This is a genomic window from Aestuariivirga sp. (assembly GCF_046294715.1).
Taxonomy (GTDB): domain Bacteria; phylum Pseudomonadota; class Alphaproteobacteria; order Rhizobiales; family Aestuariivirgaceae; genus Aestuariivirga.
Genome location: NZ_JBKBKI010000029.1, coordinates 22,162 through 41,012, shown reverse-complemented (window position 1 = coordinate 41,012; position 18,851 = coordinate 22,162). Strand labels below are relative to the sequence as shown.

The following is an 18,851-nucleotide window of genomic DNA, read 5'->3' as shown; positions in this document are numbered from 1 at the left end:
CCGGGCATCAGCTTCCCGTGAACGACCTTCAGCGTGGCGGCGCCCAGCTCTCCACCGCCGAAACGCCGGGCCTGACCAGCACGAAGCCATTGGCCTTCACGCCGAGCGGCTTGCTCCAGCCGCCGCCCGGCCAGCGCACGCGGACCTGCGCCTCCGGAGCCTCGCCCAGCCCGAAATGCACCCAGCCCATCTGCCCCGAGACATGGCCTCCGCCGGCGGTGATCTCGCGTCGCTCCGCCCGGCCGCCCGCCTTCACCTCGATGAAGGCGCCGACGGCGTCCGCGTTGGGAGCCCCGGCGGCGAGCCGCAGCATGAGCCAGTTCCCGGCTGGCTCCGTCACGTTGCGCCAGACCTGCGCCGTCTCGCGCCGGTTCACGACGAGCAGGTCCACGCGGCCGTCGAGGTTGAAATCGGCGAGCGCTCCGCCGCGCGACATCCGCGTGCTGGCCACCCCCGCCTGGTCCGCCCCCTCGGCGAAGCGGCCGTCCTCTTGCTGGACGAGGAGGTTGTTGGGGTCGGCGATGGCGAAGTCCGGCATCTCGTCCACATTGCCCTTGGCGATGAAGAGATCGGCGCGGCCGTCGTTGTTCACGTCCTCGAACTCCGTGTGCCAGGCCGTCGAGGGCTTGAGGTCCTCTCCCATGAAGGGCCGGTGCGCGGTCACGCCCTTGGCGAAGGCGATGTCCTTGTAGTCGGGGCGGGGGCGCGAGGCGTCCTTCGGCGGCTTCGCCAGCGTCTGCAGCTTGTTGTCGGCCATGCTCGTGAGGAAATATTCCTGGTAGCCGTCGCCGTCGAGGTCGTGGCCCGCGAGGCCCATGCCCCAGATCCGGAGATATCGCCAGCCTTCCTCCCTGGTGTAGAGCGCCGGCGGCTTGCCGGGCGAGATCCGCCACATCTGCTCCTGCCCGCCCTCGTAGTATTCGCGGTCGTTCGAGACGCGGAGATCGGCCTCGCCCGAGTTGCTCCAGTCGGTGAACAGCATGGAAAGCGGACAGTGACTGGGTGCCAGCGTCACAGGCGGCGCGAACCCCTTCTCCCCCGCCTCAGGCCGGTGCAGCCAGTTCGCCGTGCAGGAGCCCCAGGGCTCGAGCTCCTCGTTGCGGTCGATGTAGTTGCCGATGGCGAGGGTGGGCCAGTGCTGCCCCTCTTCCCAGGTCGCGGCAAATGCGGTGGACCAGCCGTCGCCGCCATCGAAGCCCCAGGCCTCGTTGGCGCGCGTGAAGCGGCAATCGCCTTCCCCGCGCATCACGATGTTCTCGCCGACGCGCAGGACGACGAGGTCCATTCTGCCGTCGCCGTCGATATCGAGCGGGTAGGCGCCGGTCACGGCGCCGAACTCGAGCCCGCTCTCACGCCTGGCGAAGGAAAGGGGCCCGCCGCGCGCGCTGCGGTTCACATAGAAGGTGGCGGGATTCTCCCCTCCGGCGATCAGCACGTCTTCGAAGCCGTCGCCGTTGCAATCGAACACGGCGGCCCCGCCGCCCACCATGTATTGCCATTCCCCGGCATAGACGCTGTCGATGCCGGCGCTTGCCGTTTCCTCCACGAAGCGCGGCGTGACCGGTGCTGCGGCGGCGGGCAGCGTGAGCCCCAGTGCCGCGAGAGTGGACAGGAGAATTTTCATGTCGCTCCCCGGCTGCGCAGCTTCAGCGCATGCGCCGCCACGCAGCGGCCCTGCTCGAGGCCGCGCACGATGGCGGAACGGAAGTGGATGCCGCCGTAGAGCCGTGAGATGCCGGCCTCTTCGGCCGCCGCCGCGAAGCTCGCGAAGCGGCGCGGCTTCAGCCCGTCGCGCACATGCGTGCGGTCGGTGAAGGCGAAGGTCTCCCCGAAGGCCGCGCCGAGCACCGCTGCCGCGGCACCGGACTGCGTGCTGTGCCCGCTCGGGTATTCCGGGAAGGGCGGGGTGATGAGGAGCGGCTCCCATGCGGGGTCGATCACGCGGCGGATGTAGGTCACCGGCCGCAGCAGGTCATGCTCGAACTTGCTGTTCCAGCATGCGATGAAGGCGTCCGCCACGGCGACGCCGAGCCGCATCAGCACCTCGGACGTGCGCGCGAGATCGGCCTTCTCCGCTTCGAGGAGGTCGAGCGCGATCGCGATCCAGTGGCCTCCCGGCGTGGGCGAGAGCATCGGGTCGTCCGACCAGAACCGCGCGATCTCCTCCTGCTCGGGGGTGAGCTTCAGCACGGCCTCGCGCACCTCGAGCGCCTCGCGGTAGAAGGCGGAGGAGGGCTCTTCGCTGTAGGCGGGCGGCGGCGGCACCGGGCAGGCCGAACCGCTCGGCATGGCGAAGCTGCGGTTCCTGCCCCAGCCGGGAAGAAGCGGCGCCTGCTGCTGGCGGATGGCGCTCGTCGGCACCCAGCGCGCGGGGCCGGGCGTCAGCGGATAGTCCATGGGAAATCCCATGTTCTCGATCACCGCGCCGCCATCGCCTTCCGACCAGGCGAGGATCGCCGCGCTGAGCGCCTCCGCATAGGCGATGCTCTGTGCGGTGACCTCCGCCGGAACGCCGCGTGCGGCCTCCGCCTTCAGCTTCTTCTCGCTCGCCGTGAGCACGCGCTGCCCGGTGGGGCCGGTATTGCCGAAGAAGGCCTTGACGGCGGAGGCGAGCACGCAATGGACGATCACCGCGTCGTCATGGGCAGCGCCCGCCGGGCGGACGGGAAGGCTGGTCAGGCCGTTGAGCTGCCCGGCGAGCGAGGCGAGACCTGGCGAGCCCGAGGCCACCGCCTCGTAGGCGGCGACGCCGAGATAGGCGAAGGCGCGGCTCGCCACCGGCGGCGAATAGGTGGCGGTGTGCCGGACGAGGCGCAGGACGAGCCTGTACCACTGCCTGAGCGCCGCGCCGGAGGCGGCACCGGAGGCTGCCGCGGGAGCAGCCGCGCGCTTGAACAGCGCCAGCGCCGCCGCCCCGAGGAGTGCCTCCCGCCGCGACAGTCTCATGCGATGCTCTCCGCCACACGCGCCCGGCGCCCGAAGGGACCATGGGCGAAGATCTCGCGGTCGACATGGCGCAGCGCCCCGTCGATCGTGCCCTTGATGATCATGTCCATGCCGATCGGCACCGTCTCGATCTCCACGTTGCGGCGGAGCTCGTCGACCACACCCTCCTCGAGCGCCTTCCTGAGGTGGGGCGCGATCAGTTCCATGGCGCGGGTGCCGGGCCCCGCCAGCACGATGCGGCTGGGCGTGAGGATGGCGATGAGCCGCGCCAGCCCGAAGCCCAGCGCCTCGCCCGCCGCGGCATAAGCGCCCTTGGCGCGCGGGTCGCCCGCCCGCGCCGCCTGTTCGAGGGCCAGCATCTCCTGCTCGGGTATGGCGTTGAAGGAGGGGGCCTGCGTCTCGGCCGCGCCGGAGGCCCAGCGCAGCAGGCTGTAGTCGGCGACATAGGCCTCGACGCAGCCGCGCCGGCCGCAGCGGCACATGGGCCCGCCGGGCCGGTGGTTCATGTGGCCGAACTCGGCGGCAGCACCCGTCGGCCCGTGATAGACCTGGCCGTTGAGGATCAGCCCCATGCCGACGCCGTAGCCCATGAAGACCACCGCAGCCGTTCCGCCATAGCGCGCCCGGTCGGAGCCGATCAGGCCCTCGGCGATCATGTTGGCGTCGTTGCCGATGCTGCAGGCGATGCCGAGCCGATCCTGCACCGCCGCCGAGACGGGGATGTTGCGGGTGCGGAAGGCAGGGCTCCACACCACCGTGCCGGCCTTGGAATCCGCGACGCCCTGCACCGCGAAGCCGATCCGCGCCACGCGCTTGGCCGGTACGCGCGCCCGCGCGAGGAGCGCGGCGATCTCCTCCGCCACGCGCGCGCCGAAGGCTTGCGGTTCGGCACCATAGGTCGAGATCCGCGAGGTGCCGCGCGCCAGTATGCCGCCCCGCCCGTCTGCCAGCGCCATCTCGATGCCGTCGATCGAGATCTTCACCGCCACCACGTGGGCGGCGCGGGGATTGATGTCGAGCTGGGTGATGGGCCGGCCGCGCCGCATCGGAGCAGCGTGCTGCTGTCCGTCCGGGACTTCCTGCAGGATGCCGTCGGCAATCAGCTGCGAGGAGATCGAGGTGATGGAGGCAGGCGAGAGCCCGCTGTGGCGGCCCATCTCGACCCGCGCCAGCGGTCCGTGCTGGCGCAGCGCCTCGAGCAGCAGAAGCCGGTTCTGCCGCCGCACGAGATCGGTGTCCGCCTTCTCCCGCATGGCCCTCCCTTCGCGACTGCAGCAAAGTTTTGCGCTGCACTATTTTGTTTTTGTTGGTTTTGCATATTGACTCATGCTGCAGTTTGTCGCAACATTTTTTTGGACGCCGAAATAAAACAACAGAACGTCCATGGCCCAGGACCCCGTGCAACGGCTGCGACAGCCGCTTCAGGGAGGCGTCTCACGGGGGCCATCGCGGCTTGGAGGAGGACCCTACGAATGTATCGCAAGTTTCTGACCGTGGCGGCCGGGGCGCTCGTGCTCGGCCTCTCGTCGCTGTCGGCGCAGGCCGAGGGCAAGAACATCTGCGTGTCCTGGAAGACCTTCCAGGAAGAGCGCTGGAAGACCGACGAGGCGGCGATCAAGGCCGTCGTCGAGGCGGCCGGCAACAAATACGCCTCGGCGGACGCCCAGGGCTCCGCCGCCAAGCAGCAGGCAGACATCGAGGGCCTGATCACGCAGGGCTGCAACGTCATCCTCGTCGTCGCCTTCGACTCGGATGCGATCCTGCCCGCCTTCCAGGCCGCGGCCGATGCCGGCGTGAAGATGATCTCCTATGACGTTCTCGTCGAGCACCCGGATGCGCTCTACGTCACCTTCGACAATGTGGGCGTCGGCCGCCTGATGGCCCAGACCATGCTGGAGAAGGGCAAGCAGGAGGGCAACTTCGCCTTCATCAAGGGCGACAAGGGCGATCCCAACGCCACCTTCCTCTTCCAGGGCATCATGGAAGTGCTGAAGCCCAATATCGACGCGGGCAAGATCAAGAACGTCTGCGAAACCTTCACCGACGGCTGGAAGCCGGACGCGGCCCAGAAGAACATGGAGCAGTGCCTGACCTCGGTCGACAACAAGGTCGACGCGGTGATCTCGGAGAACGATGGCATGGCGGGCGGCGTCGTGGCGGCACTCGAGGCCCAGGGCCTCGCCGGCACGGTGCCGGTCACCGGCCAGGACGGCGACAAGGCGGCGCTGAACCGCGTGGCGCTCGGCACCCAGCTCGTCTCGGTCTGGAAGGACTCGCGCGTGCTCGGCCAGAAGGCCGCCGAATTCGCCAACATGATCGCCGACGGCAAGGCCCTCACCGAGATCCCCGGCGTCGGCAAGTTCTCGGGCGGTGCGAAGGGCGTCGAGGTGAACGCCGTGCTGATCCCGCCGAACCCCATCACCCGCGACAACCTCAACGACGTGATCGACGCGGGCTGGGTGACCAAGGAAGAGGTCTGCGCCGGCGTGGCTGCGGGTGCCGTCGCCGCCTGCAACTGATCCGCCGTTGATCTCGGGCGGTACTTGAAACATCATGACCGCGCCTCCCCCTCGTGGGTGGCGCGGTTTTCATGAGGCGGAAGCGCCAGGAAGAAGCGCCACGCCTGACCGGCATCCAGGATGGGGAGATCCCGATGGCAGCAATCGACAATACCCACAATCCGGCGCTGGCCCAGGAGGGCGCGCTGACGCGCTTCCTGCGCGCCACCGAGATCGACTCGCGCATGCTCGGCATGATCGGCGCCCTGCTCGTCATCTGGATCGGCTTCGACATCTACAGCGGCCTGCTGCGAGGCGGCGAGGGCCTGTTCGGCGGCAGCTTCCTCACGCCCCGCAACCTGTGGATCCTGCTCGTCCAGACCTCCTCCATCGCGGTGATGACCACCGGCATGGTGCTGATCATCGTGATGCGCCACATCGACCTTTCAGTGGGCTCGATCCTCGGCTTCACCGCCGTCTGCATCGGCACCATGCAGGTCTATTGGCTCGGCCCCGCGCTCGGCGTGGGGCACCCTTCGATCTGGATCGTGACCTTGGTTCTCGGCCTTGCCATCGGCGCGGCGATCGGCGCGCTGCACGGCACCCTCATCGCCTATTTCGGCATTCCCTCCTTCATCGTGACGCTGGGCGGCCTCATCGTCTGGCGCGGCGCCGCCTGGTCGGTGATCCGCGGCGAAACCGTCGCCCCCATGGACAAGAACTTCAAGCTCATCGGCGGAGGCATCTCCGGCATCACGCCCGGCTCGATCGGCGCCACCGCGAGCTGGATTCTCGGCCTCGCGATCTGTGCCGCCATCGTGGCGCTGATCTGGCACGGCAGGAAGCAGAGGAAGCGCTTCCATTTCGCCCTGCGCCCCATGTGGGCGGAATACGTTCTCGCCGGCGCCGGCTGCCTCGTGGTGCTGGGTGCCACCTGGCTCGTCAATTCCTATTACTGGCCGAAAGGCGTGGTGGACCGCTGGGCGCAGCAGACGGGCGCCACGGTGCCTCCCGAAGGTCTCGACATCGCCTTCGGCTACTCGATCCCGGTGCTGATCGCGCTGGGCGTCGGCATCGGCATGACCTTCCTCGCAAACCGCACCCGCTTCGGCCGTTACATCTACGCGATCGGCGGCAACCCGGAAGCCGCCGAGCTCGCCGGCATCAACACACGCAAGATCACGGTGATGGTCTTCTCGCTGATGGGAACGCTCGCCGCCATCTCGGCCTCGATCTCCTCCGCCCGCCTCGACTCCGCCACCAATGCCTTGGGCCAGTTCGACGAGCTCTACGTGATCGCCGCCGCGGTGATCGGCGGCACCTCGCTGGCGGGCGGCCTCGGCACCATCTACGGCGCCATGCTCGGCGCCCTCGTCATGCAGTCGCTGCAGTCCGGCATGACGCTGCTCAATTTCGAGTCCGCCACCAAGGACATGGTGGTGGGCTGCGTGCTGGTCTTCGCCGTCTTCGTCGACCAGGTCTACCGGCGCCGCGTGAAGTGAGGGAGGAAGAGATGACAGCGAAGCACCCGCACAAGCACCCCACCCGCGTGGAGCGGAAGGGCCCGCCGCTGATCGAGATGAAGGACATCTCGATCGCCTTCGGCGGCATCAAGGCGGTGGACCACGCCTCGGTCGACCTCTACCCCGGCGAGGTGGTGGGGCTGCTCGGCCACAACGGCGCCGGCAAGTCCACCCTCATCAAGATTCTCTCCGGCGCCTACAAGCGTGACCACGGCGAGATCTTCATCAATGGCGAGAAGGTGGAGATCTCGAACCCGCGCGACGCCAAGGCGCTCGGCATCGAGACGATCTACCAGACGCTGGCGCTCGCCGACAACGTGGACGCTGCGGCCAATCTCTATCTCGGGCGCGAGCTCCGCACCAGCTGGGGTACGCTCGACGATGCCGCGATGGAATCCGAGTGCCGCAAGGTGATGGGCCGCCTCAACCCCAATTTTCGCCGCTTCAAGGAACCGGTGAAGGCGCTCTCGGGCGGTCAGCGGCAGTCCGTGGCGATCGCCCGCGCCATCCACTTCAACGCCCGCATCCTCATCATGGACGAGCCGACGGCGGCGCTGGGCCCGCAGGAGACGGCCCAGGTGGGCGAGCTCATCAAGCAGCTCAAGGCGGAGGGAATCGGCATCTTCCTGATCAGCCACGACATCCACGACGTCTTCGACCTCGCCGACCGGCTGACCGTGATGAAGAACGGCCGCGTGGTGGGAACGGCGCTGACCAGCGACGTCGACCATGACGAGGTCCTCGGCATGATCATCGCCGGCAAGTGCCCGCCCGGCGCCATCCCCGGGCCCGGCGCCCTGCAGACCGCGGCCGCCTGACCCCCGTGCCGCGCTTCGACGTCGTCGCGCTGGGAGAGCCGCTCTACGAGCTGAACCGCCAGCCCGACGGCCGCTATCTCCCGGGTTTCGGCGGCGACACGCTGAACGTGAGCGTCGCCGCCCGGCGCCTGGGTGCGCGCGCGGCCTATGTCACGCGGCTGGGCGGCGACATCTTCGGCGCGGAGATTCGCGAACTGATGATCCGCGAGGGGCTGGACGTTTCGGGCGTTGCCACCGACGCGGAGGCCCCGACCGGCCTCTATTTCGTGACCCACGGCCCCCAGGGCCATGTCTTCACCTACCGCCGCGCCGGCTCGGCGGCGAGCCTCATCCGGCCCGAGGACCTGAAGCCGGAGCTGATCGGCGACACGGTGTTCTTCCATGCTTCCGGCATCAGCCAGGCGATCAGCGAAACTGCCGCCCGCACCGTTTCGGCCGCGATCGCGATGGCGAAGGAAAATGGCGCCCGCGTTTCCTTCGACACCAATTTCCGGCCCCGCCTGTGGAGCGCCGAACGCGCCCGCCCGGTGATCGCGGAAGCCGCCGCGAAGGCCGACATCCTCAAGACCTCGCTCGAGGATGCCGTGGCGCTCGCAGGGCTCTCCGAGCCCGCCGCCATCGCCGCGCATTTCCGGGGCCTGGGGGCGGGGGCCGTGGTGGTGACGCTGGGGCGCGAGGGCGTGTTCCTTTCGCATGCGGATGGCGAGGAATTCTTTCCGGGACGTTCCGTGTCCTCGGTCGATGCCACCGGCGCCGGAGACGCCTTCACCGGCGCCTTCCTCGCCGAACTCGCGGCGGGCCGCGGGCTTGCCGAGGCGGCGCGCTTCGCCAATGCTGCCGCAGCGCTCTCGACGCTCGGCTATGGCGCGATCGCGCCCCTGCCGCTGCGCGCTGCGGTGGAAGAGGCGCTGCACGGGCGTTCCCGTTGATTTCGCGCCGCCGAAATGATTGATCTGGATCAATGTTCTGCAGGGCGAGCGGCTTGAAGCTGAGCGCAATCTTTCAGGAAAACCCTCTGCCCATGCCGCAAGCCTTTCTCAGTGAGAGACCGAGTCCCTTTGCCAGGAATCCACTGGACATGATCGCCAATGCGCATGCCGTGCAGGTGCAGATGTGCGATGCGCTGGAGCGGATCGCAGACGGCCTTCCGGACGAAGTGGACCGCCGCCTCTGCGCGCAGGTCGCCTCCTGTCTCCAGTTCGACCTGCCGCTGCATCACCATGACGAGGAGGCGGCGCTCTTTCCGCTGCTCCGCGAACGCGCCCTGCCCGAGGACGGGCTTGCGCAGATTCTCGACCGCCTCGCCTCCGAGCACGCCTCCGACAACGACTTCGCCTCCGAGATCGCCGAGGCCCTGGAGCTTCTGGGGCAGGGCGGAAGGCCGGACAACCCCGACATGCTGGGCTACATGCTGCGCGGCTTCTTCGAGCGCTACCGCCGCCACGTTCACTGGGAGAACACCCTCGTCATGCCGATCGCAAGGATGCGGCTGACGCCGGAGGATCTGGAGCAGCTCTCCGCCCGGATGGACGAGAACCGCCGCCAGACCGGCTGATCCGCCATCCTCTTCCGCTTTTGGCTTGTGCGGAAGAAAATTGGATGCTTATCTAAAAGACCATGAACGCAAGCACCGGCGGTATCCGTGGCCGGGAAGGGAGGCCTATGGCCAGGCTCGACGTCCTGATTGTCGGAGCCGGCTTCGCCGGACTCTACATGCTTCACCGGGCCCGCCGGGCCGGGCTCTCCGCGCATGTGCTGGAGAAGGGCGGCGGCGTCGGCGGCACCTGGTACTGGAACCGCTATCCAGGTGCGCGCTGCGACGTGGAGAGCATGAGCTACTCCTTCTCCTTCAGCGAGGAACTGCAGCAGGAGTGGACGTGGAGCCACCGCTATGCCACCCAGCCCGAGATCCTCGCCTATGCCAACCACGTGGCAGACCGCTTCGACCTGAGGCGCGACATCACCTTCGGCACCAGCGTCACAGCCGCAAGCTGGAACGAGAAGGAACTCTGCTGGGAGGTCGAGACCGCGGGCGGGGGGCGCCGGCAGGCGCGCTTCCTCGTCATGGCCACTGGCTGCCTCTCCGTGCCGAAGCTCCCCGATCTGCCGGGTCTCGCGACTTACGAAGGCCGCGTGCTCCACACCGCCTCCTGGCCGAGGGAAGGAGTGGACTTCACCGGACATCGCGTCGGCATCATCGGCACGGGCTCATCCGGAATCCAGTCGATCCCGCTGATCGCGAAACAGGCCGGGCACCTCACCGTCTTCCAGCGCACGCCGAACTTCTCGATCCCCGCCTGGAACGCCCCGATACCGCCCGAGCGGGAGCGCGAGATGAAACGCCGCTATGCCGATCTCCGCGCCAAGTCGCGCGCCTCCTATGCGGGCGACTATGCCGACGAGGGCTACGTCACCATCCTCGACCTCGGCGAAAAGGAGCGCGAGGAAGCCTTCGAAAAGCGCTGGCGCGAGGGCGGCTTCAACTATCAATACGCCTTCTCGGACATCATGGTCTCGGAGGAGGCGAACCGCCTCGCCGCCGAATTCGTCCACAACAAGATCCGTGAAATCGTTCACGATCCGAAGACGGCGGAGAAGCTCTGCCCCAAGGATCACCCGATCGGCGCCAAGCGCCTCTGCGTCGACACCGATTACTACGAGACCTACAACCGGCCCAACGTCAGCCTCGTCGACCTGCGCGAGGAACCGGTCACCGGATTCACCGCGCAGGGCCTCCGCACCGCCAAGGCAGAGTATTCCTTCGACACGCTGGTGCTGGCCACGGGCTTCGACGCCATGACCGGCGCCCTGACGGCGATCGACATCCGGGGCAGCGAGGGCCGCCTGCTGCGGGACGCCTGGAAGGACGGGCCCGCCGCCTATCTCGGCCTCGCCATCGCCGGGTTTCCCAATCTCTTCGCCATCACGGGCCCTGGAAGCCCGTCGGTCTTCGCCAACATGGTGCTCGCCATCGAGCAGCACGTGGAATGGCTGGGCAATCTCCTCGAACACGCGAAGCGCCATGGCATCGCCCGCATCGAGGCGGAGGAGACGTCCCAGGCGGAATGGGTGCGACGCGTCACCGAAGGGGCGGACAGGACGCTCTTCCCCAAGGCCAATTCCTGGTATGTCGGCGCCAACGTGCCGGGCAAGCCGCGCATCTTCATGCCCTTCGCCGACGGCTTCTGCGTCTATGAGCGGATCTGCAACGACATCGCCGCCGCGGGTTACGAGGGCTTCCGCCTCAGCCATGTCGAGGAACATGCCGCATGAGCCGCAGGCTTGCCGTCGCCCGCCAGTGGTATGAGATCGCGGAGGTGGGCCCCGGCGTGAGCCGCATTCTCGAAACCCACGTCGCCTCCTGGATGAGGTGCAACATGTGGCTGGTGCGCGGGCGGAACCGCGACATCCTGATCGACAGCGGCATGGGGCTCCGGCCCCTCAAGGCTGAGATCGCGGCGCTGCGCGAAAGGCCCGTCACCTCCGTCACCACCCATTGCCACTTCGATCACATCGGCTGCACCCACGAGTTCGACGAGCGGCTGGGGCATGCGAGCGAGGCCGACATCCACGCCGATCCGGACAATCGCCGCACCTGTGCAGCGCCCTGGCTCGGCGCGGAACTCCTCACCGCGCTTCCGCACGAGGGTTACAGGCTCGAGGAGTTCCGCATCACGCCGGCACCGCTCACCGGCCATCTCGACGAGGGCGACGTGCTCGATCTCGGCGACCGTCACTTCCGCGTCTTCCATCTTCCCGGCCACTCGCCCGGCTCGGTCGCGCTCTACGAGGAGAAGACCCGCATCCTCTTCTCGGGCGATGTGATCTATGACGGGCAGCTGATCGACACCGCCTGGCACTCGGACGCCGCGGCCTATCGCGAATCGATGGCGCGGCTGCGCGAGCTTCCGGTGGAGATCGTCCATGCCGGCCACGAGGCCTCCTTCGGCCGCGAAAGGCTCCATGCGCTGATCGACAGCTACCTCCGGGGCGAGCTCAGCATGCCCTCGGTCGAAAGCTGGCTCCAGGGAGTCTCGGCATGAGGTTCCACCATCACATGGTGCATGTGCGCGACCTTCCCCGCGCCACCCGCTTCTACTGCGATGCCCTCCATCTCGAGCCTGCCGACCGGCATTCCTATGATGGCACGGAGCTCGTCTATCTCCGCGGCAGGGACGGGATCGAGGTCGAGCTGATCCGTCCGGCGAGCTGGACCTTCGACGATGGCCCCTCGCGCGGCCACAGCCACATCGCCTTCACGGTGGAGGATCTCGCCCGCGAGCACGCCCGCCTCGCCGAGTGCGGCCTCTCGCCCGGGCCCATCGCCGACTACGTGGCCGAAGGCCGCCTCCAGACCCGCTTTTTTTATCTCCATGATCCGGAAGGAAACGAGATCGAGTTTCTTCAGGGCATGGGCCGTTATGCGCGAGCAGAAGGAAACACAGCGATGCCGCTCACCAATCCAGCCGGTTCCGGCTTCACCGAGGATGCCGCCCGGAGCTTCACCCCCGATGCGAGCTTCTACTTCGACGAGGCGGTCTACAAGGCCGAACTCCGCGGCATCTTCAGCCGCAGCTGGCTCTATTTCTGTCACGGCTCCGAACTTCCCGAGCCCGGCGATTACGTGACGGGCGAGATCGCCGGCCAGTCCGTCTACGTGATCCGCGGCCGCGACGGGATGATCCGCGGCTTCTTCAACGTCTGCCAGCACCGCGCGCACCAGCTGCTCACCGGCTCCGGCAACGTGAAGAACGCCATCCGCTGCCCCTACCATTCCTGGACCTACGAATTCGACGGTGCGCTGAGAGGCGCCCCCAAATGCGAGGAGGTCGAGGGCTTCGACAGGGCGAGCGTCAGGCTGGCCCAGATCGGCGTCGACGTCATCGGCGGCTTCGTCTTCGTGAACCTGGACAAGTCGGCCCGCCCGCTTCGCGAGTCGGTTCCGCACTTCGGCGAAAAGCTCCTCGCCATGTGCCCCGAGGCCGAGCGGCTGCGCTTCGTGAAGCGCCAGGACTTCGCCATCAGGGCGAACTGGAAGGTGGTGGTGGAGAATTTCCTCGAGAACTACCACAGCTTCTATTCCGGCCCCGCTCATCGCCAGCTCTCGGACGTCATCGACCAGGACACCTACCGCTGGAGCATTGAAGGCAAGGTGATCGAGTTCCTCGGCCGCGGCGGCTCGGCCGAGAGGCTGCCCTACGCGATGCGCGGCGAGCGCCGCTTCACCGGCCGCAACGAGGGTTTCCAGATCGTCTTCCTCTGGCCCAACATGGCCTTCCTGATCCTTCCGGGCGCCAACATGCTGCTCGTCTTCCTGATGAATCCCGACGGGGCGGAGAAGACGGCGGAGCCTCTCCTCTATTTCGGGCTCGACGGCGGCATGGACGAGGGCACCGAGTCAGCGGTCGAATGGTTCAACGACATCCTGGGCCCGGAGGACGTGGAGCTCGTCGAGAGCGTGCAGCGCGGCCTTCACTCCATGGGTTACACGCGTGGCAGGCTGATGGTCGATCCCGGCCAGAAGGAGGCCTGGAGCGAGCACTTCATCCATCATTTCAACCAGCTGAACGTGAAGGCCATCACCGCCGCGGCTTGACGGCCGCGAGCCGCGCGTCGACCACCTCCTCGATGTGGCGGATAGCGGCGGCGGCGTTGTACTGGTCGTTCGACTTGGCGTGGCGGATCCACAGCCCGTCGATCATGGTGGCGATGGTCTGCGCGATCTCGCGGGCCGGCGCTTCCGCCGTCATCTGCCGCAGCGCATGCATCAGGTTGCTGTGCACGCGCCGGTCCAGCGCGTTCTGCATGCGCTCGAATTCCGGGTGCTCGCCGATCATCGCGTAATAGCTGACCCAGGCGCGTGCGATCTCGCGGGTGAAGATGTCGTCGGTGAAGTTCGCCCCGATCACGGCGCTGATCCGCTCGCGCGGGCTCTTCGCCGCCCGAAGCCTGCGCGCCCCGTCCGACAGGATGAGGAAGTTCGCCTTGCGCACCACGGCACTCAGCAGCTCGGCCTTGGTCTTGAAATAGTAGTTCACGATGCCGTGCGACATGCCGGCGCGCTCGCCGATCCGCGCCATGGTCATGCCCTTCATGCCGTGGTCGAGGAAGGTGAGATAGGCCGCCTCGACGAGGTCGCGGCGGCGGATCTGCTCGATGCTGGTGCGCGTTCCTGCCATTTCGGCCTCAAGCCATGTGGAGCGTGACCTTGCCGGTGGCGCCGCCGCTCTCGAGCAGCGCCTGCGCCTTGCCCGCCTCGGCGAGCGGGAAGCTCGCGGCATGGCGGATGGTGAGCTGGCCCTGCGCCACGATGGCGAGCAGCCTCCGCACGATCTCCGCCTGCTCGGCCAGCCGCGAGCCGAGGCCCTTCCACATCGGCGTCAGCATCATCACGTTATGGATGGTGAGGTTGAGGTTGTAGGCGGTGAGATCGGGATCGTCGCCCGGCGTTCCCATCAGCGTCACCACGCGCCCATAGGGCGCCATGGCGCGGAATGTCTTCTGCATCGTCTCCGCCCCGGCATTGTCGAAGGCGACGTTGACGCCGCCCGACCAGTCCAGCGCGGCCTCCACGAAATCCGTCTCGCGGTAGTTGATCGCCTCCTCCGCGCCGAGCGATATCGCGATCCTCGCCTTCTCGGGGGAACTCACCGTGGCGGCGACGCGCGCGCCGGCGAGGCTGGCGAGCTGCACGGCGACATGACCGGTGCCGCCCGCGCCGCCATGGATCAGCACGAATTCGCCGGGCCGGAGCATGGCGCGGTCGTGGAGCGATTCCCAGCAGGTGATGCCGACGAGCGGCAGTGCTGCGGCGGTGAGATCGTCGACCTCGTCGGGCACCTTCGCGAGCTGGGCCTCCGGCACCACGGCCGCCTCCGCATAGGTGCCCATCGTGCCGCCGATGCCGCCGTTGCAGAAGCAAACGCGCTCGCCCGGCCTCACCGCCGTCACCTCCGCACCCACCGCCTCCACTGTGCCCATGCCGTCATGGCCGAGCACGAAGGGAGCGGGCCCCTCGATGTAGCCGCCGAGCTGGCGGAAGAACACGTCCGCCGGGTTGAGCGCGGCGGCGCGCAGCCGCACCAGCACGTCCTTCGGTCCCTGCGGCCAGGCGAGTTCCACCTCCCGCGGCACGAGAACCTCGGGGCCACCCTTGCCCTCCGTGACGACGGCCTTGATCTTCATCGCGACACCTTTCGCAGTTGTCTCACATACCAGAACATGATCAGCGCCAGGCAGGCGAAGACGGTGAGCGCCAGGATCACCGAGGCGACCGCGAGCCGCGGCGTTCCGGCGGATCTGAGGCTCAGCCACATCAGCACGGGAAGCGTCTGCGTGTCCCGGTCGGTGAGGAACAGCGCCATGACGAACTCGTTGAGCGAGATCACGAAGGCGAAGAGCGCGGAAGAGATGATGCCGGTCGAAACCATCGGCAGCACGATCTCGAAGAAGGTCTGCACCGGCCTGCCGCCGAGGTCGTAGGAGGCTTCGACCACGCGGTGGTCGATGGTGCGGAAGGTCGCTTCCATCAGCATGAAGACGAGCGGCATCGCCCACAGCGCATGCGCCAGCATGACGAGTCCCTTGGTGCCGTAGACGCTGAACCCCAGGAACTGCAGGTTGCCCACCGACATGGCGACGCCGAGCCCCAGCACCACGCCCGGCATGAACAGCGGCAGCATGATGACGAGGTAAAGGGGTCCCCGGAACGGGAAGTCGAAGCGCTCGAAGGCCCAGGCGGCCATCACCCCGGCGGAGGTCGAGATCGCCGTGGTGCCGAGCGCGATCAGGATGCTGTTGTAGAGCGCATCGGTCCATTGCTGGCTGCCGAAGAAATCCTGGTACCACCTGAACGACCACTCGGCGATCGGAAAGCGGATCATCGCTGCGTCGTTGAACGACATCACCAGCGTCACGGCGATGGGCACCAGGATGTAGAAGACGATGAACACGGTGAAGGCGGCCGCCAGCGCCCTGAGCAGCATGGGCTCGGCGCTGCGGCGGGGAAGGGCCGTGAGGACCGCCTCAGACATGGAAGGCCTCCCGCTTGGACATCAGCGAGCGCGTGGCCGCCATCATCACCGCGACGCCGAGGACGAGGATCATCGAGAAGGCCGAGGCCATCGGCCAGTTGTTCTTGCCCAGCATCTGGTCCTGGATGAGGAAGCCCATGGTCCACAGCGTGTCGGGCCCCAGCGCCGAGGGTGTCGCATAGGTGCCGATCGTCCAGATGAAGGACTGCGAGAAGGCCACCGCAAGCCCGGTGCGCGTCATCGGCAGCAGCACCTCGCGGAAGGTCTTGAACGGCCCCGCGCCGAGATCGGCGCTCGCCTCCAGCACCCGCCTGTCGATCCCGTCCATCACCGAGAGCAGGATGAAGAAGCAATAGGGCAGGGTGATGTAGACGAGCCCCACGAAGGCCGCGAACTCGGTGTACATCAGGCTCACCTTGTCGGTGATGAGCCCGGCGGAGAGCAGCGCATAGCTCATCAGCCCGTTCTTCGGGAAGAACATCCACCACCCGAAGATGATGGCGATCTCGGAGATGAGCAGCGGGCAGAGGGCTAGGCCCACGAAGAGAAGCCGCCAGCCGGCGGGCTTCAGCCACACCAGCAGCGCGAAGCCGTAGCCGATGACGACGGTGGCGAAGGACGCCGTCAGCGCCAGCTTCACCGTCGTCCAGATGGCGCCGGTGAACAGCGGGTTGGAGAACAGCTCGCCGTAATGCTCGAAGGTGAAGCCCGGCACGTAGAGCCGCTGGTCGATGTGCAGGTTGAAGCTCATCCGCAGCATGTAGGCCATGGGGATGCCGAAGAAGACGAGCACGATCACGAGCGCCGGAAGCATCAGCAGCCAGGGCGCGGCCGTGCCCCCCTTGCGTGCCCCGCTCATCGGAAGGCCTGCATGTCCTGGCGCGCCCAGCCCACCGCGATGTCCTGCCCCGGCTCGACCGAAAGCGGCCCTGTGTGGTCGGCGAAGAGTTCGAGTGCCCCCGCCTTCAGGTGATAGCGGTAGATGTCGCCGAGGAATTCCATGAAATGGAAGCGCGCGGCGAGCCGGTTGGGCAGCCCCTCGGCGTCGCCCCCGATCCTGAGGCGCGATGGCCGGATGTAGAGCCGCCAGTCGCCGTCCTCGAGGCCGCGGTCGAGCGTCATGGAAAGGGGCTTGCCGGCCTTGTCGCTGAGCTGGCCGCCTCTTGCGGCGACGGGGAGCACGCAGCTCTCGCCGATGAAGGTATAGACGAACTCGTTCGCCGGCTTGTGGAAGATGATCTCGGGCCGGTCGATCTGCTCGATCCGGCCGCGGTTCATCACCGCGACCCGGCTCGACATCGCCATTGCCTCGCCCTGGTCGTGGGTCACGTAGATGGCGCTGAACTTCAGCTCGTCGTGCAGCCGCTTGATCTCGGCGCGCAGCTGCAGCCGGAGCGACAGGTCGAGGGCGGAGAGCGGCTCGTCGAAGAGCAGGATGGCGGGCCGCACGGCGAGGGATCGCGCCAGCGCCACGCGTTGCTTCTGCCCGCCCGAGAGCTGGGCCGGGTAGCGCCCTTCGTAGCCGCCGAGCCTGACGATCTCGAGCGCCTCCTTCACCCGCGCCTCGATCTCGGGCCGCGGCACCTTGCGCATGCGCAGCCCATAGGCCACGTTCTCGGCCACCGTCTTGTGCGGGAACAGCGCGCCCGACTGGAAGATCGTCGCGGTGTCGCGCTGATAGGCCGGCAGATGGTCGATGCGCCGGCCCATGATGTGGATTTCCCCCGCATCCAGCGTCTCGAACCCGCCCACCAGCCTGAGCGTCGAGGTCTTGCCGGATCCCGAAGGCCCGAGCAGCGTCACGAACTCGCCCTTCTGCATGTCGAGCGACACGTCGTCGACCGCCAGCACCGGCCCATAGCTGCGCCTTATCCCCTTCAGGGAGAGCGCCAGATCTCCCGCCACCGCGATCACCCTTCGGTCGTCCGGGCGATCGTGGTCTTCATGCGCGCGTCGAGGGCGTCCCAGTGCGCGCCGAAGATCTCCCAGCCCTTGAGGCTGAACAGGCTGAACATGCGCGCCATGTCCTCGTTCGAGGCCGGGTAGTTCGGCCAGTGCGGAGGCGCCTTGAGGTCTGATCGCGACATGAAGTCGGTCGCGACGTCGAGGAAGCGCTGCTGCGTCTCCTGCTCCATGAGATAGGCCATGAACAGGTCGGCAAGCTCGGCATGCCGCGTGCCCCTCACCTTCATGAACCAGTTGGTGTAGGAGGCCGTTCCCTCCTTGGGGATTGCCGCCTCGAACTCCGCGCCGTGCTCCTTGATGAAGCCGTGGGCGTCGGCGGAATACATCATGGCCACCTGCGCCTCGTCCTGCAGCATGAGGTTGGCGAGTTCCGCGCCGTCCTTGTACCACTTGGCCATCTTCAGCTTCTCGAGCTCGAGGAAGAGCGGTTCGAGCTCCTCGGGCGTTCCGAACACCTCGTCGATGCCGGGTTTCGCGTCCGAGAGTATCGCCGGGATGCAGAGGTCCCAGTAGAAGGCGGCCGCATCCATCGTCGTCTTGCCGCGAACGCTCTCGGCCCAGAAATTCTTCCAGCTGTCGGGCCTCATGCCGGTCGAGCGCGCGGTGAGCATCCACAGCGAGCCGCCGCCGAAGGGAACGCCGTAGTCCCTGGCCTCGCCCCGCGTCTCGTCGAACCACGGATGGACGGCGGAAAAGCCCGGGATCTTGCTGCGGTCGGTCTTGAGGAAGATCTTCTCGGCGAGGCCGGCGGACGTCGTGTACTCGTCGGCGATGGTGATGTCGAAGGGCGGGTTGTCGGCCGGGGCGGCGACGATCTGGGAAACCATCTGGTCCCAGCCGCCCACCGTCTCGGCCTTCGTCCCGTATTTCGCGTTGAACGGCTCGATCACGGCGGAGCGGAAGCTCAGCTCGTGATTGCCCGACCACGACACCACGATCAGCTGCTCGCCCTCGAAGGCCGCGCGCGCGGTCGAAACCGCGGCGCGGCCGATGATGGCGGGCGCAAAGACGGCTGCGGCCCCCTTGAGGATCTTGCGGCGGTTCAGCTTCATCTCTGCTCCTGTCGTG

At 67.5% G+C, this 18,851-nt stretch carries 17 protein-coding genes; 8 read left to right on the top strand and 9 right to left on the bottom strand.

Annotated features, from left to right (window positions below; genetic code table 11):
* Positions 1-28: 28 nt before the first annotated feature.
* The 3 genes from ACK4HL_RS16280 to ACK4HL_RS16270 are packed head-to-tail and all read right to left on the bottom strand — an operon-like array spanning position 29 to position 4,199.
* On the bottom strand, positions 29-1,624 hold the full coding sequence (locus ACK4HL_RS16280; RefSeq protein WP_409762319.1) for a CRTAC1 family protein: 1,596 nt from the start codon (positions 1,622-1,624) through the stop codon (positions 29-31).
* Positions 1,621-2,946 carry a vanadium-dependent haloperoxidase gene (locus ACK4HL_RS16275; RefSeq protein WP_409762316.1) on the bottom strand — a complete coding sequence of 442 codons (1,326 nt, stop codon included), beginning with the start codon at positions 2,944-2,946 and terminating at the stop codon, positions 1,621-1,623. Before ACK4HL_RS16275 ends, ACK4HL_RS16280 begins: the two co-directional genes overlap by 4 nt.
* The gene (locus tag ACK4HL_RS16270; RefSeq protein ID WP_409762313.1) at positions 2,943-4,199 is read right to left on the bottom strand and encodes an ROK family protein; all 1,257 of its coding nucleotides are present in this window, start codon (positions 4,197-4,199) and stop codon (positions 2,943-2,945) included. The genes ACK4HL_RS16275 and ACK4HL_RS16270 overlap by 4 nt, the downstream gene beginning before the upstream one ends.
* Positions 4,200-4,418: 219 nt before the next feature.
* Between ACK4HL_RS16270 and ACK4HL_RS16265 the strand changes: the two genes are divergently transcribed.
* The 8 genes from ACK4HL_RS16265 to ACK4HL_RS16230 all read left to right on the top strand — a co-directional run bounded on the left by ACK4HL_RS16265 (position 4,419) and on the right by ACK4HL_RS16230 (position 13,381).
* Complete coding sequence (locus ACK4HL_RS16265) at positions 4,419-5,465, top strand: substrate-binding domain-containing protein (protein WP_409762310.1); 1,047 nt, start codon at positions 4,419-4,421, stop codon at positions 5,463-5,465.
* Positions 5,466-5,599: 134 nt separating this feature from the next.
* The gene (locus ACK4HL_RS16260) at positions 5,600-6,946 is read left to right on the top strand and encodes a sugar ABC transporter permease (RefSeq protein ID WP_409762352.1); all 1,347 of its coding nucleotides are present in this window, start codon (positions 5,600-5,602) and stop codon (positions 6,944-6,946) included.
* Positions 6,947-6,957: 11 nt separating this feature from the next.
* Complete coding sequence (locus tag ACK4HL_RS16255; RefSeq protein ID WP_409762307.1) at positions 6,958-7,785, top strand: ATP-binding cassette domain-containing protein; 828 nt, start codon at positions 6,958-6,960, stop codon at positions 7,783-7,785.
* A gap of 5 nt (positions 7,786-7,790) precedes the next feature.
* Positions 7,791-8,714: a sugar kinase gene (locus tag ACK4HL_RS16250; RefSeq protein ID WP_409762304.1), complete on the top strand. Its 924-nt coding sequence runs from the start codon at positions 7,791-7,793 to the stop codon at positions 8,712-8,714.
* 149 nt (positions 8,715-8,863) lie between these two features.
* Positions 8,864-9,340 (top strand): hemerythrin domain-containing protein, encoded by a 477-nt coding sequence (locus ACK4HL_RS16245; protein ID WP_409762301.1) that lies wholly within the window; start codon positions 8,864-8,866, stop codon positions 9,338-9,340.
* A 107-nt stretch (positions 9,341-9,447) separates the two neighbouring features.
* Entirely contained in the window at positions 9,448-11,058 is a 1,611-nt protein-coding gene (locus ACK4HL_RS16240) for a flavin-containing monooxygenase (protein WP_409762298.1), read from the top strand.
* The gene (locus ACK4HL_RS16235; RefSeq protein WP_409762295.1) at positions 11,055-11,828 is read left to right on the top strand and encodes an MBL fold metallo-hydrolase; all 774 of its coding nucleotides are present in this window, start codon (positions 11,055-11,057) and stop codon (positions 11,826-11,828) included. The genes ACK4HL_RS16240 and ACK4HL_RS16235 overlap by 4 nt, the downstream gene beginning before the upstream one ends.
* Complete coding sequence (locus ACK4HL_RS16230) at positions 11,825-13,381, top strand: SRPBCC family protein (RefSeq protein ID WP_409762292.1); 1,557 nt, start codon at positions 11,825-11,827, stop codon at positions 13,379-13,381. The genes ACK4HL_RS16235 and ACK4HL_RS16230 overlap by 4 nt, the downstream gene beginning before the upstream one ends.
* On the opposite strand, the gene betI is transcribed toward ACK4HL_RS16230, so the two are convergent.
* The 6 genes from betI to ACK4HL_RS16200 are packed head-to-tail and all read right to left on the bottom strand — an operon-like array spanning position 13,365 to position 18,835.
* Positions 13,365-13,964: a transcriptional regulator BetI gene (betI, locus tag ACK4HL_RS16225; protein ID WP_409762288.1), complete on the bottom strand. Its 600-nt coding sequence runs from the start codon at positions 13,962-13,964 to the stop codon at positions 13,365-13,367. The genes ACK4HL_RS16230 and betI overlap by 17 nt on opposite strands.
* Positions 13,965-13,971: 7 nt before the next feature.
* Positions 13,972-14,970 (bottom strand): zinc-binding dehydrogenase, encoded by a 999-nt coding sequence (locus ACK4HL_RS16220; protein WP_409762285.1) that lies wholly within the window; start codon positions 14,968-14,970, stop codon positions 13,972-13,974.
* Entirely contained in the window at positions 14,967-15,818 is an 852-nt protein-coding gene (locus ACK4HL_RS16215) for an ABC transporter permease (protein WP_409762282.1), read from the bottom strand. The genes ACK4HL_RS16220 and ACK4HL_RS16215 overlap by 4 nt, the downstream gene beginning before the upstream one ends.
* Positions 15,811-16,677 (bottom strand): ABC transporter permease, encoded by an 867-nt coding sequence (locus ACK4HL_RS16210; RefSeq protein WP_409762279.1) that lies wholly within the window; start codon positions 16,675-16,677, stop codon positions 15,811-15,813. Before ACK4HL_RS16210 ends, ACK4HL_RS16215 begins: the two co-directional genes overlap by 8 nt.
* Positions 16,674-17,732 (bottom strand): ABC transporter ATP-binding protein, encoded by a 1,059-nt coding sequence (locus ACK4HL_RS16205; protein ID WP_409762276.1) that lies wholly within the window; start codon positions 17,730-17,732, stop codon positions 16,674-16,676. Before ACK4HL_RS16205 ends, ACK4HL_RS16210 begins: the two co-directional genes overlap by 4 nt.
* On the bottom strand, positions 17,729-18,835 hold the full coding sequence (locus ACK4HL_RS16200; protein WP_409762273.1) for a PotD/PotF family extracellular solute-binding protein: 1,107 nt from the start codon (positions 18,833-18,835) through the stop codon (positions 17,729-17,731). The genes ACK4HL_RS16205 and ACK4HL_RS16200 overlap by 4 nt, the downstream gene beginning before the upstream one ends.
* Positions 18,836-18,851 lie beyond the last annotated feature (16 nt).